The sequence below is a fragment of the Rhizobium binxianense genome (genome assembly GCF_028994275.1).
GTDB classification, from domain to species: Bacteria; Pseudomonadota; Alphaproteobacteria; order Rhizobiales; family Rhizobiaceae; genus Rhizobium; species Rhizobium binxianense.
In genome coordinates this window covers 714,007-736,405 of the sequence record NZ_CP118713.1, presented here as the reverse complement: position 1 = coordinate 736,405, position 22,399 = coordinate 714,007, and the positions used below count along the sequence as shown (strand labels likewise).

The 22,399-nt window shown below is 60.2% G+C and carries 28 protein-coding genes and 2 pseudogenes; 14 read left to right on the top strand and 16 right to left on the bottom strand.

The window, feature by feature from the left end; translation table 11 throughout:
• Positions 1-135 precede the first annotated feature (135 nt).
• Both PO860_RS03635 and PO860_RS03630 read right to left on the bottom strand, forming a co-directional pair.
• Positions 136-507: a hypothetical protein gene (locus PO860_RS03635; protein WP_275038159.1), complete on the bottom strand. Its 372-nt coding sequence runs from the start codon at positions 505-507 to the stop codon at positions 136-138.
• Positions 508-571: 64 nt separating this feature from the next.
• Complete coding sequence (locus PO860_RS03630) at positions 572-961, bottom strand: hypothetical protein (RefSeq protein ID WP_183606069.1); 390 nt, start codon at positions 959-961, stop codon at positions 572-574.
• Positions 962-1,130: 169 nt separating this feature from the next.
• Here PO860_RS03630 and PO860_RS03625 point away from each other — a divergent pair, with 169 nt between their 5' ends.
• The 8 genes from PO860_RS03625 to PO860_RS03590 all read left to right on the top strand — a co-directional run bounded on the left by PO860_RS03625 (position 1,131) and on the right by PO860_RS03590 (position 4,040).
• A complete protein-coding gene (locus tag PO860_RS03625; protein ID WP_275038158.1) occupies positions 1,131-1,433 on the top strand; it encodes a hypothetical protein in 303 nt (100 codons plus the stop codon).
• Positions 1,434-1,471: 38 nt separating this feature from the next.
• A complete protein-coding gene (locus tag PO860_RS03620; protein WP_183606067.1) occupies positions 1,472-1,735 on the top strand; it encodes a DUF1488 family protein in 264 nt (87 codons plus the stop codon).
• A gap of 40 nt (positions 1,736-1,775) precedes the next feature.
• Positions 1,776-2,138, top strand: coding sequence for a hypothetical protein (locus tag PO860_RS03615; protein ID WP_275038157.1), 363 nt, complete (start codon positions 1,776-1,778; stop codon positions 2,136-2,138).
• Between the two features lie 70 nt (positions 2,139-2,208).
• The gene (locus PO860_RS03610; protein WP_183606065.1) at positions 2,209-2,355 is read left to right on the top strand and encodes a hypothetical protein; all 147 of its coding nucleotides are present in this window, start codon (positions 2,209-2,211) and stop codon (positions 2,353-2,355) included.
• Positions 2,356-2,436: 81 nt separating this feature from the next.
• A complete protein-coding gene (locus PO860_RS03605) occupies positions 2,437-2,877 on the top strand; it encodes a pyridoxamine 5'-phosphate oxidase family protein (protein WP_273883328.1) in 441 nt (146 codons plus the stop codon).
• Positions 2,878-3,084: 207 nt separating this feature from the next.
• Positions 3,085-3,321, top strand: coding sequence for a hypothetical protein (locus PO860_RS03600; protein WP_275038156.1), 237 nt, complete (start codon positions 3,085-3,087; stop codon positions 3,319-3,321).
• Between the two features lie 63 nt (positions 3,322-3,384).
• Positions 3,385-3,552 (top strand): DUF3606 domain-containing protein, encoded by a 168-nt coding sequence (locus PO860_RS03595; protein ID WP_183606062.1) that lies wholly within the window; start codon positions 3,385-3,387, stop codon positions 3,550-3,552.
• A 290-nt stretch (positions 3,553-3,842) separates the two neighbouring features.
• The gene (locus tag PO860_RS03590; RefSeq protein ID WP_183606061.1) at positions 3,843-4,040 is read left to right on the top strand and encodes a hypothetical protein; all 198 of its coding nucleotides are present in this window, start codon (positions 3,843-3,845) and stop codon (positions 4,038-4,040) included.
• A gap of 581 nt (positions 4,041-4,621) precedes the next feature.
• On the opposite strand, the gene PO860_RS03585 is transcribed toward PO860_RS03590, so the two are convergent.
• From PO860_RS03585 to PO860_RS03550, 8 genes and pseudogenes are all read right to left on the bottom strand, one after another.
• Positions 4,622-4,807 carry a hypothetical protein gene (locus PO860_RS03585; protein ID WP_097619236.1) on the bottom strand — a complete coding sequence of 62 codons (186 nt, stop codon included), beginning with the start codon at positions 4,805-4,807 and terminating at the stop codon, positions 4,622-4,624.
• A 192-nt stretch (positions 4,808-4,999) separates the two neighbouring features.
• Entirely contained in the window at positions 5,000-5,347 is a 348-nt protein-coding gene (locus PO860_RS03580; protein ID WP_183606060.1) for a DUF1515 family protein, read from the bottom strand.
• A gap of 15 nt (positions 5,348-5,362) precedes the next feature.
• Positions 5,363-5,821, bottom strand: coding sequence for a hypothetical protein (locus PO860_RS03575; protein ID WP_275038155.1), 459 nt, complete (start codon positions 5,819-5,821; stop codon positions 5,363-5,365).
• 558 nt (positions 5,822-6,379) lie between these two features.
• Positions 6,380-7,409: pseudogene (locus PO860_RS03570) on the bottom strand (hypothetical protein); the annotation flags it as partial.
• A pseudogene (locus tag PO860_RS03565) lies at positions 7,409-8,979 on the bottom strand (terminase). The pseudogenes PO860_RS03570 and PO860_RS03565, both read right to left, overlap by 1 nt.
• Entirely contained in the window at positions 8,945-9,382 is a 438-nt protein-coding gene (locus PO860_RS03560) for a terminase small subunit-like protein (protein ID WP_275038154.1), read from the bottom strand. The pseudogene PO860_RS03565 and the gene PO860_RS03560 overlap by 35 nt, the downstream one beginning before the upstream one ends.
• A 13-nt stretch (positions 9,383-9,395) precedes the next feature.
• Positions 9,396-9,632, bottom strand: coding sequence for a spike base protein, RCAP_Rcc01079 family (locus PO860_RS03555; protein WP_275034415.1), 237 nt, complete (start codon positions 9,630-9,632; stop codon positions 9,396-9,398).
• Between the two features lie 1,290 nt (positions 9,633-10,922).
• Positions 10,923-11,477, bottom strand: coding sequence for a hypothetical protein (locus tag PO860_RS03550; protein WP_246718191.1), 555 nt, complete (start codon positions 11,475-11,477; stop codon positions 10,923-10,925).
• Positions 11,478-11,648: 171 nt separating this feature from the next.
• On the opposite strand from PO860_RS03550, the gene PO860_RS03545 reads away from it, so the two are divergent.
• Positions 11,649-12,500 carry a dienelactone hydrolase family protein gene (locus tag PO860_RS03545; RefSeq protein WP_272783143.1) on the top strand — a complete coding sequence of 284 codons (852 nt, stop codon included), beginning with the start codon at positions 11,649-11,651 and terminating at the stop codon, positions 12,498-12,500.
• Positions 12,501-12,698: 198 nt separating this feature from the next.
• On the opposite strand, the gene PO860_RS03540 is transcribed toward PO860_RS03545, so the two are convergent.
• Together PO860_RS03540 and PO860_RS03535 are read right to left on the bottom strand one after the other, a co-directional pair.
• Complete coding sequence (locus PO860_RS03540) at positions 12,699-13,235, bottom strand: YidB family protein (RefSeq protein WP_272783142.1); 537 nt, start codon at positions 13,233-13,235, stop codon at positions 12,699-12,701.
• Between the two features lie 131 nt (positions 13,236-13,366).
• Complete coding sequence (locus tag PO860_RS03535) at positions 13,367-13,705, bottom strand: hypothetical protein (RefSeq protein ID WP_183606029.1); 339 nt, start codon at positions 13,703-13,705, stop codon at positions 13,367-13,369.
• A 407-nt stretch (positions 13,706-14,112) separates the two neighbouring features.
• On the opposite strand from PO860_RS03535, the gene PO860_RS03530 reads away from it, so the two are divergent.
• Positions 14,113-14,925: an alpha/beta hydrolase gene (locus PO860_RS03530; RefSeq protein ID WP_273883351.1), complete on the top strand. Its 813-nt coding sequence runs from the start codon at positions 14,113-14,115 to the stop codon at positions 14,923-14,925.
• Between the two features lie 385 nt (positions 14,926-15,310).
• Here PO860_RS03530 and PO860_RS03525 read toward each other — a convergent pair whose 3' ends face one another.
• A complete protein-coding gene (locus PO860_RS03525) occupies positions 15,311-16,057 on the bottom strand; it encodes a glucose 1-dehydrogenase (RefSeq protein ID WP_183606027.1) in 747 nt (248 codons plus the stop codon).
• A 107-nt stretch (positions 16,058-16,164) separates the two neighbouring features.
• On the opposite strand from PO860_RS03525, the gene PO860_RS03520 reads away from it, so the two are divergent.
• The 3 genes from PO860_RS03520 to PO860_RS03510 all read left to right on the top strand — a co-directional run bounded on the left by PO860_RS03520 (position 16,165) and on the right by PO860_RS03510 (position 19,506).
• Complete coding sequence (locus PO860_RS03520; protein WP_275038153.1) at positions 16,165-16,509, top strand: ArsR/SmtB family transcription factor; 345 nt, start codon at positions 16,165-16,167, stop codon at positions 16,507-16,509.
• Positions 16,510-16,914: 405 nt separating this feature from the next.
• Complete coding sequence (locus tag PO860_RS03515; RefSeq protein ID WP_275035632.1) at positions 16,915-18,009, top strand: nucleotidyltransferase family protein; 1,095 nt, start codon at positions 16,915-16,917, stop codon at positions 18,007-18,009.
• A 159-nt stretch (positions 18,010-18,168) separates the two neighbouring features.
• Complete coding sequence (locus PO860_RS03510; protein WP_183606025.1) at positions 18,169-19,506, top strand: TadE/TadG family type IV pilus assembly protein; 1,338 nt, start codon at positions 18,169-18,171, stop codon at positions 19,504-19,506.
• A gap of 82 nt (positions 19,507-19,588) precedes the next feature.
• Here PO860_RS03510 and PO860_RS03505 read toward each other — a convergent pair whose 3' ends face one another.
• The 3 genes from PO860_RS03505 to PO860_RS03495 form a co-directional block, all read right to left on the bottom strand.
• On the bottom strand, positions 19,589-20,062 hold the full coding sequence (locus PO860_RS03505; RefSeq protein WP_183606024.1) for a nucleoside deaminase: 474 nt from the start codon (positions 20,060-20,062) through the stop codon (positions 19,589-19,591).
• 344 nt (positions 20,063-20,406) lie between these two features.
• Complete coding sequence (locus tag PO860_RS03500; RefSeq protein WP_183606022.1) at positions 20,407-20,664, bottom strand: GlsB/YeaQ/YmgE family stress response membrane protein; 258 nt, start codon at positions 20,662-20,664, stop codon at positions 20,407-20,409.
• A 158-nt stretch (positions 20,665-20,822) separates the two neighbouring features.
• The gene (locus tag PO860_RS03495) at positions 20,823-21,041 is read right to left on the bottom strand and encodes a hypothetical protein (RefSeq protein ID WP_273880435.1); all 219 of its coding nucleotides are present in this window, start codon (positions 21,039-21,041) and stop codon (positions 20,823-20,825) included.
• Positions 21,042-21,599: 558 nt separating this feature from the next.
• Here PO860_RS03495 and PO860_RS03490 point away from each other — a divergent pair.
• Positions 21,600-22,391, top strand: coding sequence for an aldolase (locus tag PO860_RS03490; protein WP_183606020.1), 792 nt, complete (start codon positions 21,600-21,602; stop codon positions 22,389-22,391).
• Positions 22,392-22,399: the final 8 nt, after the last annotated feature.

Here is a 22,399-nt window from a genome sequence, read left to right as displayed (position 1 = left end):
CGGATCGCTTGGGAAGGAGAGGCCCGTAAAAGCGGGCTTTTCGACCGGCCGGAGTGCAGCGCCTTCGAACCGCGCTCGGCTCCGTCAGCGAAGAAGTCCATACAGGAAGCCGTCCGCTCCTGCTTCCTATCTTGTTCAGGGGGATGTCAGCTTCGTCTTCTTTGCGCGAGTGCGGGATCTGCCTCTTTGGCGGTTTGCCTCTTGCTGTTTTATCGCATCGGATTGGCTGCGTTGGGCGGCCTCCAATTGCTGCCGCGTCGGCAGATCATGCTCGTAGATCGGATCGCTGAAGGCCGTCGCATTGTCGAACGGCCCCTTGTGTGTCCGCGCCACACCATAGGCTTGGCTATCGGCGCTATCTATCCCCTGCTCCGCTGACGGGGAGCGGGCACGACGAGCCTGGGTTATCAGATCGTCTGCGGTCGGGCTTGGCGTTGCGCTCTTCTGGGCGGAGGCGACGATTTCGCCTTTCCTGGCGCCGTCCTGATCGGCGCGATTCCGGGACATGTCTTCATCCTTGTCGTTGTGTCGTCACCGCTGCTGCGTTGCCACCTTCGGCGGCGTTCGCCGGTTATCGCTCAGGCAGCCTGGTTTTTGGAAAGCGGTAACCGAGCGGCCGTTGCCATGCGTTCGCACGCCTCGGCGCCGTATACCGGGCAATGCGATAGGCCTTCGCCGGAGCGCCGCCATCATCCTGCCATCTCGCAAAAGAAGCGTCGTCGATCGCCGGAGGAAGCGGGCCCGAACTCAACTGGGTTGCGAGATACATTCTCAGAGCCGATTTCAGCGCGGCCTCATCGACGATTCCCATTTGGAAACAGTGAATGAGAAAACTTGTCGCGCTGATCTCGCTGATATCGATCGCGTAAGTTTCGCCACCGCGAAAGCCGGCCTTTCGAAGAATGCGCTCCAGCATTCTCAAATTGGTGACATCGAAAAACGGATCAGGTGTGGAAGACATACAGTCCTCCTTCGTTGGGGCTAGGGTTCACGCCCCAAGCAGCGGTGCCCTTGTCGTGCCCGCCGATAGATCAGCTTGCGCCCTTTGTCGTCCGACCGCAACCTCATTCGGCGGCAGCCATTGATAACGCCGTGGCGGAACCCATTTTAGGGAGAGGAGGATACGCATCATGCTGTTCAACGGTGAAGCGACCCTCAGAAAGCCGTCGGCTCTTTCGGTTTCGGAGAGACGTGCTCTCATAGATCACCTGAGGGCGGCGATCGCGCGTCTGAGCCACGGGCTGGCCGCCGGCGGATTGGTGGAATTCCTGCCGCCTCTCGCGGAAATTAACCGGGTTCTGCGGGACATGACCGACGAAATTTCCCGCGCCGACCCTCTTCATTCCGACGAGGTCATCACCAGCACGGTGCACTTGATCAAGACATCACAAGCTTTGCTTGATAACCGGGTCATCGTCGAGACCATCCACTGAGAACAGCCGGCCGCACTCACTTCCAAGGATCAACCGCAATGGCACTTATCTTTCCCAACAGAAGTCGGAGCTTCGACGAAGCGAGAAAAGCTGTCCGTTTCACCGGATATGATGGTATGTTCGAGGTGAGGTTTCTGGTCGAAGAAGCTGCACTCGGCGGTGCGATCACCCGGAATTCTTCCGAAGCCGAATACCTGAATGCCTTCGATGCTGCGCGCGCTTCCATTCAGGAAGCCGCATCGAGAGCTTATCAGCATCGACGCGGCAACAACTTCACGCTCAAGGCCGAAGACTTTCGCTAATCGCTGGAACGCGGCGAGCTGAGACAGGGGAGCAAAGCCTATGGTTTCCACACGATTCCGCCCGAAAGACCTGAAGCTGGCACGCTGCCATATCGTGAAAGCGGCGCACCGCGTTGCCGATCAGGAAATGGTGATCAGAAAACTGTCGCTCAAAGGCAGACCTTCAGGATTGGCCTACGAGCTGTTGGGCAGGCTCTACGACGATCAACGGCGAAAACTTGATCGCCTGAAATTGATCGAAGCGATGGTTGAGGTAAGGGCCCCATCTTGTACGGGCGCGCTCCACCATCCTGGCACGCCGGCGCCGCCCTGTGCAATTGTGCGCAGTTGTGTGATCATTCTGCCGGACCGGCAATCCCCCACGCCTTGTAGTGAAACTGATGGGCGCCCATATTTGCTATAGCGGCAGTTTGTGAACGGGCGCTGCTTCCGGGGTAGTGAGAGACCCCCAGCCCCAACAGAAGGAGGACATCATGTCTTCCATGGTAAGCATCCATTCTTGGAAAAGCCTGGCCCAGTCTATCGGCAGGTTCCGGTACATCGACTTCCTGGTGAAATTGACACCCGCAGTCAGTGTGGCCTTTATCGTCTACATCATCTTCAAGGATATTTTTTGGTAGGCGCTGCAAGGTTATTGCGGCGAGCCAAGACGGTTTGCTGCCGATCAAAGGGCTGTAACGCTGACGGGATTGGATAACGCGATGCAACTGCGAGAAATGGCTGAACGAGACTGCCTCGCCTTTCTGGCAGGCCACAGCCGGGGCCACTTGGCGTGCCTGGGCGACAAATATCCCTATATCGTTCCGATCCAGTATGCGTATGAGAAAGATCGGCTTTTCATGTTTTCCATGCCGGGCCTGAAGATCGATCTCATGCGGGCCAACTCACCGGCCTGTGTTCAGGTTGAAGAATTCGGCGAGAACGGCACCTGGAAGAGCGTTCTTGTCCAGGGGATCTACGATGAATTGACCGATACGCCGTCCCGCCATGACGAACGTATCCACGCCTGGTCTCTTCTGCAGAAGCAACCGTTTTGGTGGGAACCCGGATCGCTGGCCTTGAACTCGGAAAGCGAAGACGCCGGCCCGTCCATATTCTTCGGCATCTCAATTGACATGGTGTCGGGGAGGCAAGTGGTTTAAGGTGCAGCCTTGAGATTGGCCGCGCCTTACCTTCGATTCGCAGGGCGGCGTTGCTGCACGATATATGGAACTCCAGACAGACCCGGCTGAGCGCTGTCCGATACCAGCCTTCCCATAGGGGCGCGGATTGCTTGATGCATTTTACCAACGCGGCTGCTGAAGCGGCATTGCGCGTTTAATCGCACGCGACCACCCATAGGGAAAACGATGAACCAGGCACCTCAGACCGAAGCGCTTTTCAACATCACCGGACACTTCGTGGAGGAACTGAAGGCCGTTCTTCACAGCGAGAGCATCGTCGAAGGCTCCGACTACGAAAACAGCGCCTTCGATGAAAAGCGAAGGGCGGAAGGATTTCACCTGCTGCACTTCCACAAGACCGCCACCGCAGATCAGGCAACGCAGATCTGGGAAAAACATACGATAGCCCGGTCTCATCGGTAATACGGAACGAAGCCAATCCGAGCCAGGATTTCCGTGACCAGGATTTCCGTGAAAGGAAAAATCATGACCAATGACAAGACGAAAAAAGCTGGCGCGACCGACGGCCCCTACGACGTCATCTATTTCGCCAAGAAGCACCGCATTTCCAACGAGGATGCCAGGGACATCGTCGAAAAATATGGCACCAATCGCAAAGAGGCAGACAAGGCGGGCCGCCGCATCAGCGCCTGAACGGGAAGCGGAAGCGCGTCGCACGAATTCAGTTCGATGCGACGCGCGCCAACCGATGCCCCCTGCTGCTGGCTGCGATGCCACGATGCAACATCGGCGGACGAATTAACCCTACTGGCTTACCTTAATATCAGCATGCCCTTGAATACATCGGGCCCTATGCCATCCTGTCTCCAGGGTAGCATTTCTGGTTCCTGAAGCAGCTCGCCGGGAACCCCTGGCCCGCCCTCCGATCGGAGAGGCCGGCTTCCAGGCATCGGGCCCGAGCAAGATCAAATGGAGGGTGTGCGATGAACAACGTGTTGGAATTTCGGGCAAAATGCCCGCATGCCGACAGTCTGTCCGACTGCCGGGAAGCGCTTGAATCGGCCGTCATGAAAATCGTCAGTGACGCGGTCTGCAAGGGATATCAGCCTGCGGAAGCCGCCATGGTGGTTGCCGATATCGCCGACGACTACATTCTCATGCTGTCGCGGCAGCGGCATTAGAACTACGAGATCGTGCTCTCACTGTTTCATAGAGCAGGATGATTTTAGGCCGGGCCGGCCTAAAGTCATCCTGTTCTCTTTCCGGCTCGCCCATTGCGTCGAGGCGGCGGCGGGCGCGCAGTCTGGCGCAATCGCATCTGAAATCGCAGATGGCCAGTGGACCGCACAGCAACTGCAGGGGTAGCAGCAATGGCACAGGAGACGAAGCCTGCTGCACGGTCCGTCGGCCACAACGCCGGTCCTTGTCGGAAGTTCCCGCGGGTGCGGGGCTGAAAATGAGCCGGCGTTCGGGCCTCTCTGCCGAAGCAACAAGCAAGAATTGTTCCCGTTATATTCCAATCGTTAGACTGGTATGCCCCCGGCGCCTGAAAAAAGAGAGACCTCCATCATCGTGTCGACAAAACCCCGCCGGAGCGGGGTTTTCTGCTGGTACGAGCGACGTAAGCCGGAGATCGGTCACCTCGCAAGTCCGGCAACAGGATTTCTGTCCCTCACCTTCGCGGGTCTTTGCTCCGTCCGCTCAATCTTTAAATCATCGCCGTAACGCGGCGTGAATGATCCCAAGTCAAGCGCCGCCGCCGCTAACGCCAGCGCGGCTGGCGCGGCGGAGCATTGGCCCGGATCTCATGAAGCGGCGCGTGGGACCCGAGAAGTTTCTTCAGCTTCTTCTCCTCCGCCGGACCGATTCCGAACTTGCGGCAATGTTCTGCAACATCATGCTCCCGCGGACCGGGAATGCGAACTTGGCGATCGTTCATGCTCTTCATGACTGTTTCCTCCTGAGAGGAGAACCAGCAGGGCGGGGATTTGTTCGTTAGCAAATGCTAAAATTTAGAAGGTCCGGTTGGGAGCAGGCAGCAAGGGAAATCCCGCGGCGACGAGGCCCCCTGCCTATTGTGAATCTCTGAGTTCACTTGTCATCGACGGCATCCGGGATCGTCAATGCCGGTAAAAGCTCTTCACCGGTGCAGGTACTTCATCACCTGGTCGAACACGCCGGCGAGGCTGACACCGAGGGCTGTGCCGCCGACCCCGACGATCCCGAGAGCACCAAGCCCCATCAGTTTCCATCTGCGCACGTCGTCGGTCACCGGCCGCATTTCCGAGATATCCTCTTGCACGGCCGAGACGGTGCCTTCGACCTTGGCGACCCGGTCGACGAGCAAATCCAGCCGGCCGTGCATCTGCGACCGGCTGTTATCCGATTTTATCTCTGACTGCCGGAAGGCGTCACGGAGATTGCGGACCTCGGCAAGGAGTTCCCCCATTTGTTGATGCAGGCGCGGGTCGAATTCGGATGCGTTCATGCTGATGCCTCTGAATTAGGGATAGAATTTCAGCTTCTCGGCTTGCGACAGGCGGCTGACAAATCGCAGCCACCCTTGCAAGGTCGGATGGACATAAGACGTGCTGTCGAGATTCATGCCATGGGCAAGCAGCGCGGCATTATCCTGGACGTTGGTTGCGAAGATTTCCTGCATTTTGTAGTCGGCGGTCCCGTCGCCGTTGTCGACGCGGCCATAGGTGTTTCTCGACGTCCATAGGCCAGGCTGATATTCGAACATGATACGGGTGCCGTCCGGCACCGACGCCGGCAGCTTGAAAGTGTCCCATGTGGTCACGCCGTCCTGGTTGCCGGGATGGCCAATGACGTTCCTAAGGGGAAACATCTCGGCGGCCGCCGACTTCGTCGGATCGGCGGCCGCCGTAAACGCAAGCAGCTGCTCAACGACCTTGGCGTAACGAGAGCTCGCCTCGATGGTGTTGTTCACCGTCGTCAACGTGGTTGTCCACAAGGCGGGAACGGTATAGCCCGCGACAGTCCGACGAGCCGGTCATGGTCGGAATGATGGTGGCGCCGACGACATGGATGCTGGCCCCATAGCGCGTCTTGACGCGGTCGACCAGGCCTAGCTTGGCGTTTGACCACTTGCCGTGGCGCTGTTGTCGTTGCGGCGGCCGGACTGGCGATGTCGGCGTTCGGCAAGATCGTCTCTTGCGGCGCGAGATTTCCCTCGCTGCAGCCAAAGCCGACGAAGGGAATGAGGAAATCATTGGTAGGATAGTCCGGAGAGCCGAAGAACGGCTTCGAGCACTGGTAGTTGAGGCCGGCCGTGTAAGTCTGCGTGAAGCGGCCGGCCAGCGGGTGCCGGTGGCGGCCGGCATATAGCGGTTGGCATCCGCCACCCATGGCGGCGGCGCTGGATCAGTTCCGCCGATCGGATTAACAAGGGCAAGCGAGATGGCATTCATTATCGCCGTGGTCCAAATCTGCTGGTGAGGTCGTCATAAAATTGCGCGCTGCGCCGCTGGCGGGCATTGGCGCGGTCGAGCGCCTGGCGCAGCTGATCGGTCAGCTTGTTGATGCGCTTGGTCAGCAGGTCGATCTCGTCGCATTGCTGCTGATAATAGACATAGTCGGGAACCGGGATCAGCGAGCTCGTCGACATCGTGCCATAGGCCGGGCGCGGGCACGGCCAGAAATGGGTGAGATCGAGCGGCGGCTCCGAGACTTCGAGCGCCACCGGCGCGCCGTCGGCGATCCAGACGGTATAATTCTCGCTTTTGCACCAGATCTCCCAGATATGGGTCTTGCCCTCATTCTCGGCGCGCTCCGCCTGGCTTTCGCCCTTTTTGCCGGAAGCACCTCCTGCCGCCGGCGATGTCATCGCCTCGCGGCCGAAACGTTTCTCCATCTCCTCGTCGGTCATCGGCACGCGCCGCGCCACCCAGGTGACATCCTTCCAGCGCCGCGCCGGCGAATGCAGGAAATCCGACCAGTGGACTTAATCGATGCAGACACGCTCGTCGGCGATCACCTCGGGCAGAGCGCCGCCCATGGCGCCCATTTCCCCGACGCCCAAGACGCCGCCGGGCGCGGCAAGGCTCTGGCCTGCCGGCGGGGCGGAAGGCTCGACGCCCATGTCGAGCGGCTCGAAATCGGCCTCGTAGCGCAGCCACACCGTGCCGCGGGCACACAGCAGGAAATCGTCGCGCACCGCCCGCATGATGGAGTCGATATCGGCTTCGTCGCCTGTATAGGCGAGGTTGCGTTCGACGAGCTCGGAGGCGATGCGCGCCACCGGCTGCGCATCCTTGAAGCGGCGCTCGACCACCGGCTGCGGCACGCGGGCATAAACGGCCGGCTGCAGCACCGAAGTATTGGCCCAAAGCATCGGAAACCGGCGCTTGGCCGCGCTCGTCTGGTCCGACTGCTGATCGAGATAGATCTTCTCGATCTTGACGCAGCGGTCATGCCAGGACTTGAAATAGCGCTGGGCGCGCTCGAGCTCCTGCTGCCAGTGGGCCGCCGACCTTTGCTGGATCCCAGCGTTGCCGGCCCTCTGAAGCCGTTATTTCGTCTTCCATCAAACACGCTCACTCTGTCTCGGGGTGGAATCGGCAAATTCGTTGAAGGTCATCGTCTGGAAGGTCGGCAGCGCCTTGGGCTCGGGCTTCAACGGTTCGGGCGCCAGTCCGGTGAAGATGATCGCCAGCCCCCCGAAAGCGTCGGCGCCGTGCGAGGCCCAGTTGTGCAGCGGCTCGTCGTGGAAGACGCTCAGATCCTCGTCCCAGTCCTTGCGGTAGTTCCTGAGGCACTTGATGCCGTCGATGCAGCCGGCCTGATCGAATTCGACCTTTGCCAGAATCCGCCGCGTGCCGTTGATGCGGTCGTGGACATAGGCGCGCTCGACCTTGCGGACCGTGCCGAGACCGCGCGCCTTGACCTCTTTCAGCATCACTTCGATGCGGGTCATGCCGCCGCGCGTCCATTCCCTGACCTTGATGTCATGCGGCATGTTGTGCACGCCGTAGACATAGCCATGCTCGGCGCCACGCCGCGCCAGCTCGTCGAGCATGCCGTCCATGCCGGTGCCGGTATGCTCGAAATAGCCGATCATCCTGACCCGGCCGGGCAGCACCTGAAACAGCCAGACGCTGTTGGTATCGTCCATGCCGATGTCGGAGATGGTGTGGACGGGATAGCCTTCGACATGCGGGAAAACCCCGATGCGCTCCTCGGCGTCGGCCACCGCCATCTGATCGGCATAATAGGCGCCCTCGACGCTCGCCTCGAACGCTTCGGCCGGCGTCGAGGGATATTCGCGCTTCATGTCGCCGAGCTGGGTTTCGGCCTTCTTGACGTACCAGGCCTTCTGCCCGTCGGTGAGCGTGATGCCCTGGTCGGCCAGATTGCGGAAATACTTTGCGAAAGCATCGGTGATGATGACGCCTTGAGGCGCGATCGCATATTGCGGCTCCTTCCACCAGGGGAAGAAATGGAACTTGAAATCCAGCTCGGTCAGCTCCAGCGCCTGGCGCTGCTTGACCTGCGAATCCTCGCAGAGCGAATAAAAATGCCCTTCCTGGCCTTCCGCCGTGCTTTCGACGAAGACCAGCTGGCCGGCCTGCACCGTATTCAAGGCACCGGTGCGGACTTCCCTCGCCTTCTCGGGATATTTGGCGCAAAGCTTCCCGTATTCGGAAATTGCAGATATTGCAGCGTTCCCGAGCGCAGCGAGGTGCCGACACGGATGCTGGAATTATTGGCGAGCAGCAGTTCGGTCTGGTTGGCCCTGACGACAGGCACGGCGTTGCGGATAGCATCCGGCAGATTGTCATAGGGATATTTGATCTTGTCCCGGAAGATCGTCTGCACGTCGCCCAGCGTATGGGCGATGGTGCCGGCCCTGATATCCCGGTTGAAGACGCAGGCATCGAGCATGAAGATCTGGATGAAGGTGGTGAGACCGAGCTGGCGGGCTTTCAGCAGCACATTCAAATAATGCATCTGCTCGAAAAACGTCATCTGCGTCCAGTTCATCTCGAACCTGACGCGTTTGCCCGCCTTGTCGGTGATCCAGTAGAGATTGTTCAGCCGCCAGCGCCAGTCGGAAAACTGGTCAACCGCCGTTTGGAAGTCCGCGCGTCCGACCATTGATATCTTCCAGCAGTTGCGAGACTTCGCCGGTCACGCTCTGTTCGGGCTCGACCTTGGCGCCGTATTTCTTCGGTTTCAGCTTCTCGGCGACCCATTGCCGGGTGGCGATGCGCAGCTGCGACCGCCTTATCGCCTCGCCATTCTCCTGCCAGCCGGTGGTTTCGCCGGCGGCGTTCTTCTTCTCAATCCAGTCATTGCTGCGGTCGTCGGCCAAGATCTCGCGCGCCAGCGCATAACGCGCCCGAAACGCCGCCTTGCCTTCATCGGCGAGCCAGGAGAGCACCGTCGATTTCGCCGGCATCTCCTCATCCCGGCAGATCGACCGCAGGCTTTCCCTGTCGGCGATGCGCTCGCAGATTTTCTCCGCCAGCGCCTGGGTGAACTTGCTCGGCCTGCCCATGGGGTGGAAAGGCTCAGAACAGCGCAATGATGTTGGATGCCGTGGTCCCGGTCAGCGCCACGATCGCCGCATGAACCGGCAGGATCGTCCCGGCCGGCACGTTTCTGAAGACGACCGGATCCATGTCGCGACGCGGCGCAATGGCCACATCACCCGTCGTGCCGATATGGAGAGCACACGCACCGACAATGGCGCTATCGTTCGGCGTCGCCGCGGCGGCCCGCGAGGCCGGAGCAATCGAAGGGTCCATTGCAGTTCTCCATGTGAGGGGTGGATGTCCTGCCGACACGGCCGCATGACGCTGACAGTGGGCGTCTTGTGGAAAACGGCCCTCCAACCTCCGTCATCCCAGGCCTTGAGCCTGGGATCCGTGCCGCCGCTGATGGAGGCCAAGGTGGATCCTCGGGTCAAGCCCGAGGAGGACGGAGCAAGGGGTGAGCGCTGTGGCAAATCCACGGCAGCCGCGCAACGACGCTGCCCGGTTCACAAACCTAGACGAATGGCGCATCGACCGGGCGGCGCCGACGTGGTCGCCATCCTTACGGATTCAAATTTCGCAGCTTGGATTTGCGGTAGTGATAAATGATCTGCCAGGGGGTGATCAAGAACTGATTTTGGCTCTCGCGCCAGTTTAAAATTGGGCGTCAGATTGCTCTACCCTGCACCGACGACGGATTTGGCAAAACACGCTCCCCACCCTCCGTCATCCCAGGCCTTGAGCCTGGGATCCATGCCTACTGCTGCTGGAGACCAAGGTGGATCCTCGGGTCAAGCCCGAGGAGGACGGAGCAAGGGGTGAGCGCTGTGGCAAATCCACGGTGGTGGCTCAGTGACGCTGGCCAGCTCGGAAGCCTTAGCGAATGGCGCATACGACCTGAGAACGGCGCCAACTTGGCCAACATCCCCTGGATTCAAATCTCGCAACTTGGATTTACGGTAGTCGTAACCGACCCGCCAGGGGGTGATCAAGAGCTGATTTCGGCTCTCGCGCCAGTTCGAAATCGAACCTGGCCGACGCAATGGCGCCAAATTGCTCTACCTGCACCGACGAGGGATTTGGCAAAACGCACACCCCACCCTCCGTCATCCCAGGCCTTGAGCCTGGGATCCACCTTGCTTCCACCAGCAGCGGACATGGATCCCAGGGTCAAGCCCTGGGATGACGGAGCAAGGGGTAAGCTCCGTGGCAATCTGCAGTGGCGGCTCAGACGCTGACCGGTTCGCAAGCCTTCGCGAACAGCGCATAAGTTCGAACGGCGGCGCCGACCTTGACCGTCGACATCACCTTTAGATTCAAATCTCGCAGCTTGGACTTACGGCAGTGGTAACCGACCTGCCCGGGGGTGATCAAGCGCTAACTTCGATCGATTTCCGAGCCGGCAGCGATATGCGGAAGTTCCCCTCAACCCCCGTCATTCCAGGCCTTGAGCCTGGAATCCACGCCCCTGACACGAGCAATTCGAAGGCGATGACGGAGCAAGAGGTGAGTTCGTGGCAAATCACAATGGTAGGGTGATCAAGGCTGACCCGCGCGCTTATCCTATGGCCGCGTCAGGACTGACGTCTCGACCCAGGTGTTCAACAGGTCGTTCCGCTTGCCGACAACGACGACCTTCATCCACGTGTTCTTGCCTTCGATCAGATAGGCCGTGCCGCTTTCCTTGCGGTCAGTCGTTACTGAACCCACCGAGGCTGCCGAAAGGCCCGCTTCGAAGGCTTCGAACTCGGCGCTCGAACAGCGCAAATCCGCCGAACGATCGTCCGCCAGGACGCCGAAATAATTGAGCTCGCAGGTAGCAGAGAACAGGCTTCGATATTCCTGAAAACGGAAGTGGAACTGCAGCCCATTCGGCATCTCGTAGGTCCCGCCGCCGGTTCGAGGCTCAGGAGTTGGATTGACGATGGGAGAAGGCTTGTCGACGGTCCAATCGCCTCTATCAATTCCGCTTTGCAGGGCAGCCAGGCTTTGACCATTCAGCACGCAAAGCTTCAAGGTGTCATTGAGAGGGCACGCGGCCACCCCATCCCCACTCATCAGGATCGCAATCACCAACGCTGCCAGAAAACGCACTTGACCTCCCCAAACCATCGCCATCGAACCCACCGGCACCTTAGGACTTATGCCGGAGAAGGCAAGACGACGCCCCTTCCCTGAAATCGGAAAAACCAAGCGCGTTCATGCCTGGATTGAGGCGACAAGCGATATCATCCAGCGTGAACGAGGAATATACTGTCAACAGGCTGTCGATCACCGGTGGAGGAGTCTGTGAAAACCACCGTCTACGGACTTTTTCTTTGCCTTGCCGCGTTTCTCGCCGTCACGCTCGCCGGAAACCCGGCCGATGCCGACGAGCTGGTTCACTTCGAAAGCGCACCGGTCAAGCTCAGCCCCTTTCGAATCAGCAAGGCAAGAGAACAGGGAGAAATTCTTTCCCAGCCGCAGGGCACGCCGTTGCTCGGATATTTATCCCGCCCGGAGGGTGATGGCCCCTTCCCGGCCGTCGTCCTCCTGCATGGATGCGAGGGCATGCGGTTGAGCGTCAAGGAGCTTTGGCCGAAACGGCTGGTCGCATGGGGCTACGCCGTGCTCGTCGTCGACAGCTTCACCACCCGCAACATCCAGGACACGTGTCAAACCACTCTCCCCGATCGCGTCTTCGACGCCTATGGCGCTTTGAATTTTTTATCGAAACAAAACTTTGTCGATATCAGGCGCGTCGCCTTGATGGGCTTTTCGGCGGGCGGCACCGCGACGCTGGAGGGAACGAAAATCGAAGGCAACGAACAGCTGATGGACCACAAATTCAGGGCAGCGGTTGCCTACTATCCGGTCTGCGCGGCAAGTCAGGGCGATGCGACGGTGCCGATCCTGATCTTGAGTGGCGATCGAGACAATTGGAGCCAGGCTGAACGTTGCCGGCAGAGGCTTGCCCGCCTGAGCGACACCGGCCCGCCGATCGAGCTCAATATCTACAAGGGCACTTACCACGATTTCGATGCCCCGGAATTCAAGGTGGGAAGAAGGGTGTTGGGTCATATCGAAAAATACAATCCAGACGCCGCAGAAAAGTCGATCCGCAGCGTGCGCCTCTTCCTGCGAAAATACCTCTCGAACTGAAGCCGGGTGAGCTGCGGAGGATGGAGCGCCGGCGGGGAAGTTTGGGCAGAACCACCCCCAGCCTCCGTCATTCCAGGCCTTAAGCGTGGGAATCCATGCAAGCCGTAGGCGCCAACCCGCCGCGTGTGGCCCATGAAGGGGTGGTGACGCGCGCCGGTCTGGTCGCGCGCGCCTATCGCAAGTCCAGATGCCTCTCGGCTAGATACTGCTCGGCCGCGCCGACGTGGTGGAATTGCTCGCCGACGACAAAAAATCATCTTCGGCGGTCGGCAGCTTGCCCTCCGGGGTGAGGTCGTCGACGGCCTTAGGGAGATCGCGGCTCAGTCGCCCCAGGATTTCCTCACGCGAAAGGCCGGTATTTTGTGCGATTTCGTTCAAAACATCCGGGCCGAGGGCTTCGGCGAGCTGGCCGTCATTGATCTCGGCATTCTGGCCGGGCTTGACCCAAGAGTCGATCTTGTCGCCGTGGCCATTCTGCTGAAAGGTCTTCAAGAGATCGCCGAGACCACCGCTGACGATGCCGCCAGAGGTCAATCCGCCGAGAAGCCCGCCAAGACCGCCCGAGCCGCCCAATCCGCCGAGGATGCCGCCGAGCCCGCCCGGCTGCTGGCCGCCACCGGGACCGGCCCGCTGCGGGTTCTGGATGCCGCGCAGGAGTTCCCCGATCTTGTCTCTGTTCTGGTAGCCGGCAACGGCGAGAACGGCGAGAAGCGCCTTCAATTGACCGCTCATCATGATGAAATCCTCCCATGGTGTTAAAGACTGCAGGCGACCCAAGCAGAGTGCTGCATGGGCAGCAATGTGCAGAGCGGCCAAAGGTTCCGCGCCGGGCTCTCAAAGGTCCGGCCAGCCTGCCACACACCCAGTCAGATTTCCGGGCAACCGCGCCGGTTGGCAAAGCTCATCTGCTCCGGTCCCCGGCGCGTCATCCCCTGGACGACGATGCGGCGCGGCGACATGCGGACGATCTGCACCCGTCGCAGTCCTTCGCCGCGGGCGATGTCGAGCGCATCTTGCGGATCGCAGCCACGCGGCCCGCGGCGGTATCCGTCATAGCGGTCCCGGTCGCGATCCCGGTCGTAAACACCGACGCCGCCGGGGCCGATCCGAAATTCCAGATCCTGCGCCGCCGCGATCGTCGGCGAGACCGTCAAGCCGGTCATGGCGGCCAGGCCGACCAGTATGAACTGAAGAGATTTCCGCATGAGTTCCTCCCATGGTTTTTTGCTTTATCGCAACATCAACATCGCCATTGGGATTTTGTTCCTTGGAGGTAAGACCAGCAGGCGCCCGGGGCATGACCGTTGCAGGGGCCCAAGAGAGCCTCTTCCCGAGGCGTGCAGACCGCAGGCCGGAGGGGGGGGTGCCTACCAATGCTGAAGCCCGCGGTGTCACGCATGCGGCGAACAGGCCGTGTTGGCGATCGACAGGACGGCGTCAGCTTGTATGGCAGGACCGCCGAGGTTGAGGACGATCGCCATGTCTCGACCCTCTTCTCTCTAGGAACGCTTTGGGCATATATTGCCGCTACGCCGAGCACACCAACGCCGCAGCGGGCCGCGGTTGCTGCAAAGAGTTCTGGACACTTCAAAACCGGCGGGTACATTCTGTCGTGAGCGCTACAAGGTACTTGCTGATCTTGCCGCTGATGGCGGTCATCGCCTACATGGCGCTGGTGGGTCTGGTCTATCTTTCTCAGCGAGCCCTGCTTTATCCCGGAGCCGGCGCCACGCCTGCTCCGGAGCCCGCGAGTTGGGGCGAGACGGTTCACGTCAAGACGCCCGATGGAGAGATGCTTCAGGGACTGTACAGCCAGGGCAACAGCGACAAGCCCTGCGTGCTCCTCTTTTTCGGAAACGGTGACCGCGTCAACAATTACGAGTTTCTCGCACAGGCGCTGGCCACGCGGAGGATTGGATTGCTGGCGATTTCCTATCGCGGCTATCCCGGATCGACCGGCTCGCCCAGCGAGCGGGGGCTGCTGACAGACGGCATCGCCGCGTTCGACTGGCTTTCGGCACACGCCAGAAGCGAGATCGTCGTGCTGGGCCGGTCACTCGGCACTGGCGTTGCTGTCAATACGGCCGGGAAGAGGCCGGCCGTGGGCGTCATTCTTGTGTCTCCGTACCTGTCAGTTCTGTCGGTTGCGCAGGCGCGTTATCCGTTCCTCCCGGTCGAGATTCTTCTCAAGGATCCCTTTCGCTCGGACCTCAACATAACCAAAGTCAGACAACCGAAGTTGTTCCTCCACGGCCGGCTTGATGATAGCGTCCCGCTTTCTTCAGGGCAGGCGTTGTACCGCATCGCATCCGAGCCCAAGACGATGTTGATCTATGACGGTGCGGGTCACAACGATATCTTGAACGATAGAATGGTCGGTGACGTGATCCGTTTCGTGGAAGCGCTGCAAGGAAACGGGCTCTAAATCCCGTCAGGGATGGAGCGGTTTCCGGGTCGTGCTGGGAGGCAACGCCTGGGATCGGCACGCCAAGGCGAGTGACGTGTTTGGCCCCATGCGGCTGCGCCGGCGGCGTGTTCGGCGAAAGCCACCTCCAACCTCCGTCATTCCAGGCCTTGAGCCTGGAATCCATGACCGCAGCCGATCGAACCCAAGTGGATCCTCGGGTCAAGCCCTGGAGCAGTTCCAGGAAAAGTGCGAAGCGGTTTTCCCAGGCAAAGCGCGAAGCGCCTTTGCCGGGAATTGCGCAAAAACAAAGAACAGAGCGGTTCGGCGTTTCCGTTGAAAGCTGAACCGCTCTGGGAAGACGGAGCGCGGGGTGAGCGTCGTGCTTTAGAAAGCCGAACCGACCTCAGCGAAAACCGCCGCTGGCGGCCAAGCGTTCGCCGGTCAGCCAGCGGGCATCGTCGGAAGCGAGGAAGACCGCGACGCCGGCGATATCGTCCGGCTGGCCGGTGCGGCCGAGCGGCGTCTGGGCGACCATCGTCTGTTCGAAATCCGAGCCGATGACGCCGGCGGTGTGGGTGCCCTCGGTCTCGACGATCCCGGGCAAGATGGCGTTGACGCGGATCTTGCGCGGGCCGAGCTCCTTGGCGAGCACGCTGTTGATGCCCTCGACGGCGCCCTTGGTGCCGGTGTAGACGGCCGAGGTCGGCGGAGCCAGGCTGGTGACCACCGAGGAGATGTTGATGACGCTGCCGCCCTCACCGAGATGCTTGACCGCGGCCTGGGTGGTCAGGAGAACACCGAGAACATTGACGTCGAACATGCGGCGGTATTGTTCCTCGGTCACCTCGTCGATCGGGGTGAATTCATAGACGCCGGAGTTGTTGACCAGCACGTCGAGCTTGCCGAATTCTTTGACCGCGGCATCGACCAGACCCTGTGCCTGCTCGGCCTTCGAAACATCGCCCTGGACGGCGATGGCCTTGCCGCCGGCCGTGTTGATCGCCTCGACCACCGCGTCTGCTCCAGCCTTGCTCGAAGCGTAATTCACCACCACTTGCGCGCCTTCCGCCGCAAGAGCCTTGGCAATCGCGGCGCCGATGCCTTTCGAGGCCCCCGTGACCACTGCGACCTTTCCCGTAAGCTTAGCCATATCCAATTCCTTCTGGGGCGGACTGCCGTCGAAGCTGACGGCCTTGTTCCGTAGTTCAGAAATTCGGAACTGTTGATCTTAATGTCAAGGGACGCTATATAAAATTCATGAGACCGCTCTTTCATCCAGCCCTGGAGGACATCCGGCCCGAGGCGATCCTCTATGCGCTGTCCGATCCGGAACGCGCCGCCATCTACGCCCGGCTTGCCGGCGCCGCCTGCGGCAACACCTGTTCTGCGCTTGCCGAACTCGGCGACCGCGTCATTCCGAAGTCATCACTGTCGAACCATTTCAAGGTGCTGCGCGAGTCCGGGCTGATCGTCAGCGAACGCCAGGGCGTGGAGATGCGCAATCAAACCCGCTGCACAGAGCTCGACGAACGCTTCCCGGGCCTGATCAAGGCCATTCTCAGAGCTTACGGAGAGATCCCCGGCGAGCCGAAGACGGATTGACGGCCCTCAGAGCAGAATGCTCAATCGAGATCGCCTGGGTCCTCGGGCCAAGTCCGGGGGAGATTGCGCTTTCTGATTTCGCCGCCGGCATTTCATCATCCTCCGCGACTCGACGTGCAGTCCCACCCTCCGTCATCCCAGGCCTCGAGCCTGGGATCCATGCCCGCGGCTGATCGAGGCTTGCTGACGCATTTCGGGACAGCCCGTTATAAGGTCTTGGCAGAAACTTATAACGGGCGATGATTGACAAGGTCAAAGGGAGTTATAAGGTTTTGGCAGATACTTATAACGCCGCTATGAGATGAGTGACGAGGAACTTCGCCAAGCGGAGAAAGGCCGGTTCGACAAAGCGATGTCCGAACTTGCCGCCGACGGGACGCCGCCCACGAAAAGGACGAACTGCCAATGATGAAAGAGATCGACATCAGCTATAGGACGATGTTCGCGGAACTGGCGCAGCGGACGTTGGACGGACAGTTTCTGGCGGACTTCCCGCTGGAAGGGTGGTTTGTGACCGTCACCGTGAAAGGCCGTGATTACTGGTATTTCGATCTCCCCACTCCCGAAGGCAAGGACAAGCGAAGCTATGTCGGTCCGCAGAGCGACATAGCGATCACAGCGCGGGTGAAGGCCCACAAGGAGATCAAGGATAACATCCGGGAGCGAAGGCGTATGGTAAGCACGCTCCGTCGTGCCGGCCTCCCGGGTCCGGATAATTTCGCGGGCGACATCACGAAAGCCCTCGCGGATGCGGGTTTATTCCGTCTGCGTGCAGTCCTGATCGGGTCGGTGGCATTCAGCACCTATGCTGGGATGCTCGGCGTTCGCCTGCCCTCATCTGCCATGCAGACCGGCGACGCGGACTTCGCGCAGGACTTTGCTATTTCCGCAAGTGTCCAGGACAGCCTGCCTCCAGTTCTCGAAGTCCTCCAGTCGGTCGATCCCGAATTCCGGGCCGTTCCCCATGCGGCAGACAAGGCCAAGATTGTCGCCTTTCAGAACGCCAAGGGCTATCGGGTGGAATTCCTGACGGGAAACCGGGGATCGGATGACTATACGGGCAAACCCTCTCCGATGCCTGCCCTCGGCGGTGCGTCGGCGGAAAACCTGCGCTTCCTGGACTATCTGATCTACGAGCCTGTCCGCACGGTGCTTCTCTTCCGCGAGGGTGTCAACATCCTCGTTCCCGCTCCCGAGCGATATGCAGTCCATAAGCTCATCGTATCCTCCAGAAGGCTCACAGACACTCTAGGACGCGTAAAGGCGGACAAAGACCTCGCGCAAGCGTCCTTGCTTTTCCAAGCCCTTGTCGAGACACGCCACGATTCCGAGCTGACAGATGCCTGGGCGGAAGCGTGGGATCGAGGGGATGCATGGAAAGAAGCCATCTGCAATGGTCTCCTGAGGCTCCCTCATAACGGTGTCGAAGCGCTCGGCAAGGCTCTCGGATCGGAGATGCCCGATTTGGAAAAGTTGAGAGCCGAAACTCGCCCGAGGTGATTTCACTGCCGGACGCGACCGCGGCACTGATGATAGCATTCTCTCGCGATTAATGAGAACACAACCATACGTCTTTGCCTTTGGTTTAAGTTCCGCTGTTAGTGATCGCCGCGTAGCGATCTGGTTGTGAGACAGCCACTAGGGGAAGGCAGCCTTTGTATGTTGCGTCGTTTCATTCTTGATCGATCCGGCAATTTCGGAATCATGACGGCGCTGCTTGCCGTCCCTCTGCTCGGGGCGGCGGGTACAGCCATTGATTTCGGCAGCGCCCTGTCGCTTCGCACCGAACTCTATGCCGCTGCGGACGCGGCGGCCGTCGGATCCATTACACCTAAGTCGGATGCGGCAACGCAGGCAAACACCATGTCCGGCGACGGGTCGCTGACGCTCGGAAAATCCGAAGCCCAGAAGATCTTCTTTTCGCAGATGTCCAAGAAACATGGCGACGTGCCCGTCACCGTCGACATCAGCGTTCAAAAGAAGGGCGGCACGCTCAGCTCGACCGTATCCTTTAACGCGGCGATGCCCACGAGCTTCATGCAGGTGATGGGATTTCATGAGATCGCCGTTTCCGGGACGGCAACCGCTCAGTATGAGACCCCGTCCTACATGGATTTCTTCATGCTGCTTGATAACACCCCATCGATGGGCGTTGCCGCCACCACTGATGACATCACCGCCATGAAAAAAGCGACGATCAACGGCCACGATGGCGGCAAGGATAAAAACTGCGCCTTCGCATGCCATATCGTTTCCGAAAAGGGCGTCGAGGACAAGAACAGCTACTACAATGTGGCCCGCAACAATGGCGTGACCATCCGTATCGATGTGGTCGCCGCCGCCGTCAAAGCCTTGATGGCCAAGGCGGAGGACACGCAGTCCATGCCGAGCCAATTCCGCGTCGCGGCCTATACGTTCGGCAAGACTGCCCAGGACGCCAAAGCCGCCAAGCTCTTCAAGGTCTCCGACCTCGACTATGATCTTGACGCCGTGGCCGCCGCGACGGACATGATCAAACTGATGAGCATTCCCTATCAGAACTATTATAGCGACCAGCAGACGAGCTTTGACGAGGCGTTGAAAGGGATCGAAGGCGAGATCACGGGTAAGATCGGCTCGGGCACCAGCAATGCCGATCGCCAGAAGATCGTATTTTTTGTCGCTGACGGTGTTGGCGACAGCTATAAGCCGACCGGCTGCACCAGCCCGAAAGGCACAAACGGCGGACGCTGCATCGAACCGATCGACACGACCTATTGCAAGAAGCTCAAAGACCGCGGCATCAAGGTCGCCGTCCTCTATACGACCTATCTGCCCTTGCCCGACAACGGCTTTTACAAGGACTGGGTCAAGCCTTTCGAGACCAAAATCGCCACGAAAATGGAAGAATGCGCAACCCCCGGCTTCTATTTCGCCGTCAGCCCCACCGACGGCATTGAAGAGGCCATGGAAGCCCTGTTCCGGAAAATCGTCAGCGCCCCGCGGATAACCAGCTAGGCTCAGGACTTGTTGATTTGAGCCGATGCGAGATTGAAAGTGTTGGAGCGTCCTTTGTGCGTCAGCAGGGACGCACGGCGCTCTAAACCTTGCCCAGATGCTTCGGCCAGAATTCCTGGTGGACTTCGGCCGCGTCGTCTTCGAGGTTCGTCGGGCCAATCACAGTGACGTTGCGCGCGCCGGTTTGCAACACCGCCCGGCTCGGCACGTTCAACCCGATCCCAGCGATCTCGCCAAGCCGTGTTTCCGAGCAAGCAAACACCATGCGCCCGATGCCCGACCAGTAAATCGCCCCGGAGCACATCGCGCACGGCTCCGTGCTGGTGTAGAGCGTGCAGTCACCGAGAAAAGCAGAGTCGTGGTGCTGCGCCGCCAGTTTTACCAGGTTCATCTCGGCGTGGTTCGTCATATCGTGGCCGGTGAAGACGCTGTTTTCGGCGCGCAGGATGACTTCGCCGTCCTTCACCAGCACCGAGCCAAACGGTTCATCGCCGCCTTCCATCGCGGATCTTGAAAGCGCAATCGCCTCGCGTAAAAACGGCTCGTGGTTTTCCATCAGAGTCCCCAGCTAGAGCGGCATGAGTTTGTCTTGAATCGGAGGGATTTCCAAGGGGCGGCGAATCAGATTCAAGTCGGCGATGTATCGCCACAACCGTCATTTCCTGGCTCTGATCAATGTCCCGAGCGGCGCGGATATCGAAGGCTCGGTCGTCGACGACGCGGTAGGGGACCGGTTACGTGGCTGGACGGCGAAATCGGGCGACAGGGCTCCGGTGCCGTCCTGGCCGCCCTGCCCCGGAGCCTCATCCGACGCCGCATGGAAGCGCCGTCGCCTCAAGCAACGCTCGAGCGCGATCCGCGAGTGTGTGAAAGGCGGCCGGATTGCAGCCGCCCGTCTCGTCAGGCCGGACGTCTGACCATTCTCGCAACGGCGATGAGGATGCAGGCTCCGATGAAGCCCGCGATCAAATAACCCAGCCATCCGCCGAGGGCGACGCCGAACAGCGACAGGATGAAGTTGGCGACGATGGCGCCGACAATGCCGAGAATGATGTTCATGAGCACGCCCATATTGCTCTTCATGAGCAATTCGGCGAGCCAGCCGGCGATGCCGCCGATGACGATTGCGGCGATCCAGCCAATACCTGCATTTTCCATAGCAATTCCCCATTGTGAATTATGAGCGGCCGGTCCGGGCAATCACGTCTCGCAGATCGAGCTAGGCCGATTGCCAAGCGGCAAGACCATAACCTTCGCGACGCCAGTTGGTTCCACAAGCTCCCAAGAGGTCGCATACCCTGGCGATCTGATTGAGGTCACTTGTCGGCTGCGGGCCAATCGTTTGCAGGCTCCTCTATCGCGGCCGTGTCGTCGGCCCGGGGGGCGGGGTCGCGTTCAAGGGCAACGCGCAGAATACCGACCTCCTTGATCATCGCGTCGAAGACTTCCTGTTGCCTGGCCCCGGCCGCAACGCAGTCGTCAACGAGATTCTCCAACTTCGCCCGAAGTCCGGCCTTCCAATGAATTTTGCTCATCACCTTCTCCTCCGCCTTACAGCTTCTTCCGCAAACGCGATCCATACGGAGCACTGAGTGTTCCCGCCGCCTTGGATGGGCCGGCGGCCGCTGGCGCGCACAGCAGAGTTGGCAGTTCGATTATCGCGAGATCGTGCGGGATAAGGTCGCGGCGAACGGGTAAGGTGCTCGCCTGGCGTTTCGTTGCCCGCACCGAGAAATCGGAAAAATCGGTGCGTTCACCATCTCCGTCGCGTCCGATTGGCACGCCGCGACCTCGACGGATTAACCGGCAGCCGCAGCAATGGTTCCGCCCTGCCAAGACCAGAAGCCGCGCCGCTGAGCAATCGGGCGGCCGCCTCTGCGTTGGTAGTTTGGCGGAAAGCGACTCCCCACCCTCCGTCATTCCAGGGCATCGAGCCTGGGATCCATGCCCATTGCTGATAGAAGACCGGCGTGGGTAAAATATGCCAATGAAGCGAACCATGTTTGTCTCCAGCCGGCTTGATGCGAAGCTGAACCGGGCGTAATCCAGAAGCATAGCCACCCTCTCCTTCGACACCGATCTGAAACGAACCCATGGCGCACTCCCTCAATACAACCCCCTCGCCCGCTGGCGGCCCCAACCAGCCCAAACTCGATGCGGACGACATCTGGCAGGCCCGCGTCGATCTTGCGGCCTGCTTCAGGATGGCGGCAAGGCTCGGCATGGAGGAAGGGATCTGCAACCACTTCTCGGCCGTCGTTCCCGGCTATGACGACCTGTTCATCGTCAACCCTTATGGCTACGCCTTCGCCGAACTGACGGCCTCGATGCTGTTGATCTGCGACTTTCACGGCAACGTGGTGTCGGGCAGCGGGCAGCCCGAGGCCACCGCTTTTTACATCCACGCCAGGATTCACAAGAACATTCCGCGCGCCAAGGCGGCATTCCACACCCATATGCCCTATGCCACCGCCCTTTCGATGACAGAGGGCGATCCCCTGATCTTTGCCGGGCAGACCGCATTGAAATTCTATGGACGCACGGCCGTCGACCGGAACTATAACGGCCTGGCGCTCGACGCGCGCGAGGGCGATCGGATCGCCGCCGCGATCGGCGATGCCGACATCGTCTTCATGAAGCACCACGGCGTGATGGTCTGCGCCCCCAATATCGCCGAGGCCTGGGACGACCTCTATTACCTCGAGCGCGCCTGCGAAGTGCAGACGCTCGCCCTGTCGACCGGACGCGAAGTCCTTGCCGTCGCGCCTGAGATCGCGGAAGCGGCGTACCGGCAAATGCGCGAAGGCGACCCGGAGTCGGCCCGGCTCCATCTGGAGTCCGTGAAGCGCGCGCTTGATCGCAGCGAGCCCGAATACAGGCGCTGAGCCGCAGA

What these genes read in the sequence shown, in the direction of transcription:
- PO860_RS03620 (WP_183606067.1), top strand. Translation starts at nt 1,472, where the DNA reads ATGGCACTTATCTTTCCCAACAGAAGTCGGAGCTTCGACGAAGCGAGA.
- PO860_RS03595 (WP_183606062.1), top strand. Translation starts at nt 3,385, where the DNA reads ATGACCAATGACAAGACGAAAAAAGCTGGCGCGACCGACGGCCCCTAC.
- PO860_RS03630 (WP_183606069.1), bottom strand. Translation starts at nt 961, where the DNA reads ATGTCTTCCACACCTGATCCGTTTTTCGATGTCACCAATTTGAGAATG.
- PO860_RS03555 (WP_275034415.1), bottom strand. Translation starts at nt 9,632, where the DNA reads ATGGACCCTTCGATTGCTCCGGCCTCGCGGGCCGCCGCGGCGACGCCG.
- PO860_RS03610 (WP_183606065.1), top strand. Translation starts at nt 2,209, where the DNA reads ATGTCTTCCATGGTAAGCATCCATTCTTGGAAAAGCCTGGCCCAGTCT.
- PO860_RS03550 (WP_246718191.1), bottom strand. Translation starts at nt 11,477, where the DNA reads ATGGCGATGGTTTGGGGAGGTCAAGTGCGTTTTCTGGCAGCGTTGGTG.
- PO860_RS03515 (WP_275035632.1), top strand. Translation starts at nt 16,915, where the DNA reads ATGATGAAAGAGATCGACATCAGCTATAGGACGATGTTCGCGGAACTG.
- PO860_RS03500 (WP_183606022.1), bottom strand. Translation starts at nt 20,664, where the DNA reads ATGGAAAATGCAGGTATTGGCTGGATCGCCGCAATCGTCATCGGCGGC.
- PO860_RS03540 (WP_272783142.1), bottom strand. Translation starts at nt 13,235, where the DNA reads ATGATGAGCGGTCAATTGAAGGCGCTTCTCGCCGTTCTCGCCGTTGCC.
- PO860_RS03525 (WP_183606027.1), bottom strand. Translation starts at nt 16,057, where the DNA reads ATGGCTAAGCTTACGGGAAAGGTCGCAGTGGTCACGGGGGCCTCGAAA.
- PO860_RS03520 (WP_275038153.1), top strand. Translation starts at nt 16,165, where the DNA reads ATGAGACCGCTCTTTCATCCAGCCCTGGAGGACATCCGGCCCGAGGCG.
- PO860_RS03495 (WP_273880435.1), bottom strand. Translation starts at nt 21,041, where the DNA reads ATGAGCAAAATTCATTGGAAGGCCGGACTTCGGGCGAAGTTGGAGAAT.
- PO860_RS03580 (WP_183606060.1), bottom strand. Translation starts at nt 5,347, where the DNA reads ATGAACGCATCCGAATTCGACCCGCGCCTGCATCAACAAATGGGGGAA.
- PO860_RS03585 (WP_097619236.1), bottom strand. Translation starts at nt 4,807, where the DNA reads ATGAAGAGCATGAACGATCGCCAAGTTCGCATTCCCGGTCCGCGGGAG.
- PO860_RS03615 (WP_275038157.1), top strand. Translation starts at nt 1,776, where the DNA reads ATGGTTTCCACACGATTCCGCCCGAAAGACCTGAAGCTGGCACGCTGC.
- PO860_RS03605 (WP_273883328.1), top strand. Translation starts at nt 2,437, where the DNA reads ATGCAACTGCGAGAAATGGCTGAACGAGACTGCCTCGCCTTTCTGGCA.
- PO860_RS03490 (WP_183606020.1), top strand. Translation starts at nt 21,600, where the DNA reads ATGGCGCACTCCCTCAATACAACCCCCTCGCCCGCTGGCGGCCCCAAC.
- PO860_RS03535 (WP_183606029.1), bottom strand. Translation starts at nt 13,705, where the DNA reads ATGCGGAAATCTCTTCAGTTCATACTGGTCGGCCTGGCCGCCATGACC.
- PO860_RS03505 (WP_183606024.1), bottom strand. Translation starts at nt 20,062, where the DNA reads ATGGAAAACCACGAGCCGTTTTTACGCGAGGCGATTGCGCTTTCAAGA.
- PO860_RS03510 (WP_183606025.1), top strand. Translation starts at nt 18,169, where the DNA reads ATGTTGCGTCGTTTCATTCTTGATCGATCCGGCAATTTCGGAATCATG.
- PO860_RS03625 (WP_275038158.1), top strand. Translation starts at nt 1,131, where the DNA reads ATGCTGTTCAACGGTGAAGCGACCCTCAGAAAGCCGTCGGCTCTTTCG.
- PO860_RS03560 (WP_275038154.1), bottom strand. Translation starts at nt 9,382, where the DNA reads ATGGGCAGGCCGAGCAAGTTCACCCAGGCGCTGGCGGAGAAAATCTGC.
- PO860_RS03600 (WP_275038156.1), top strand. Translation starts at nt 3,085, where the DNA reads ATGAACCAGGCACCTCAGACCGAAGCGCTTTTCAACATCACCGGACAC.
- PO860_RS03590 (WP_183606061.1), top strand. Translation starts at nt 3,843, where the DNA reads ATGAACAACGTGTTGGAATTTCGGGCAAAATGCCCGCATGCCGACAGT.
- PO860_RS03635 (WP_275038159.1), bottom strand. Translation starts at nt 507, where the DNA reads ATGTCCCGGAATCGCGCCGATCAGGACGGCGCCAGGAAAGGCGAAATC.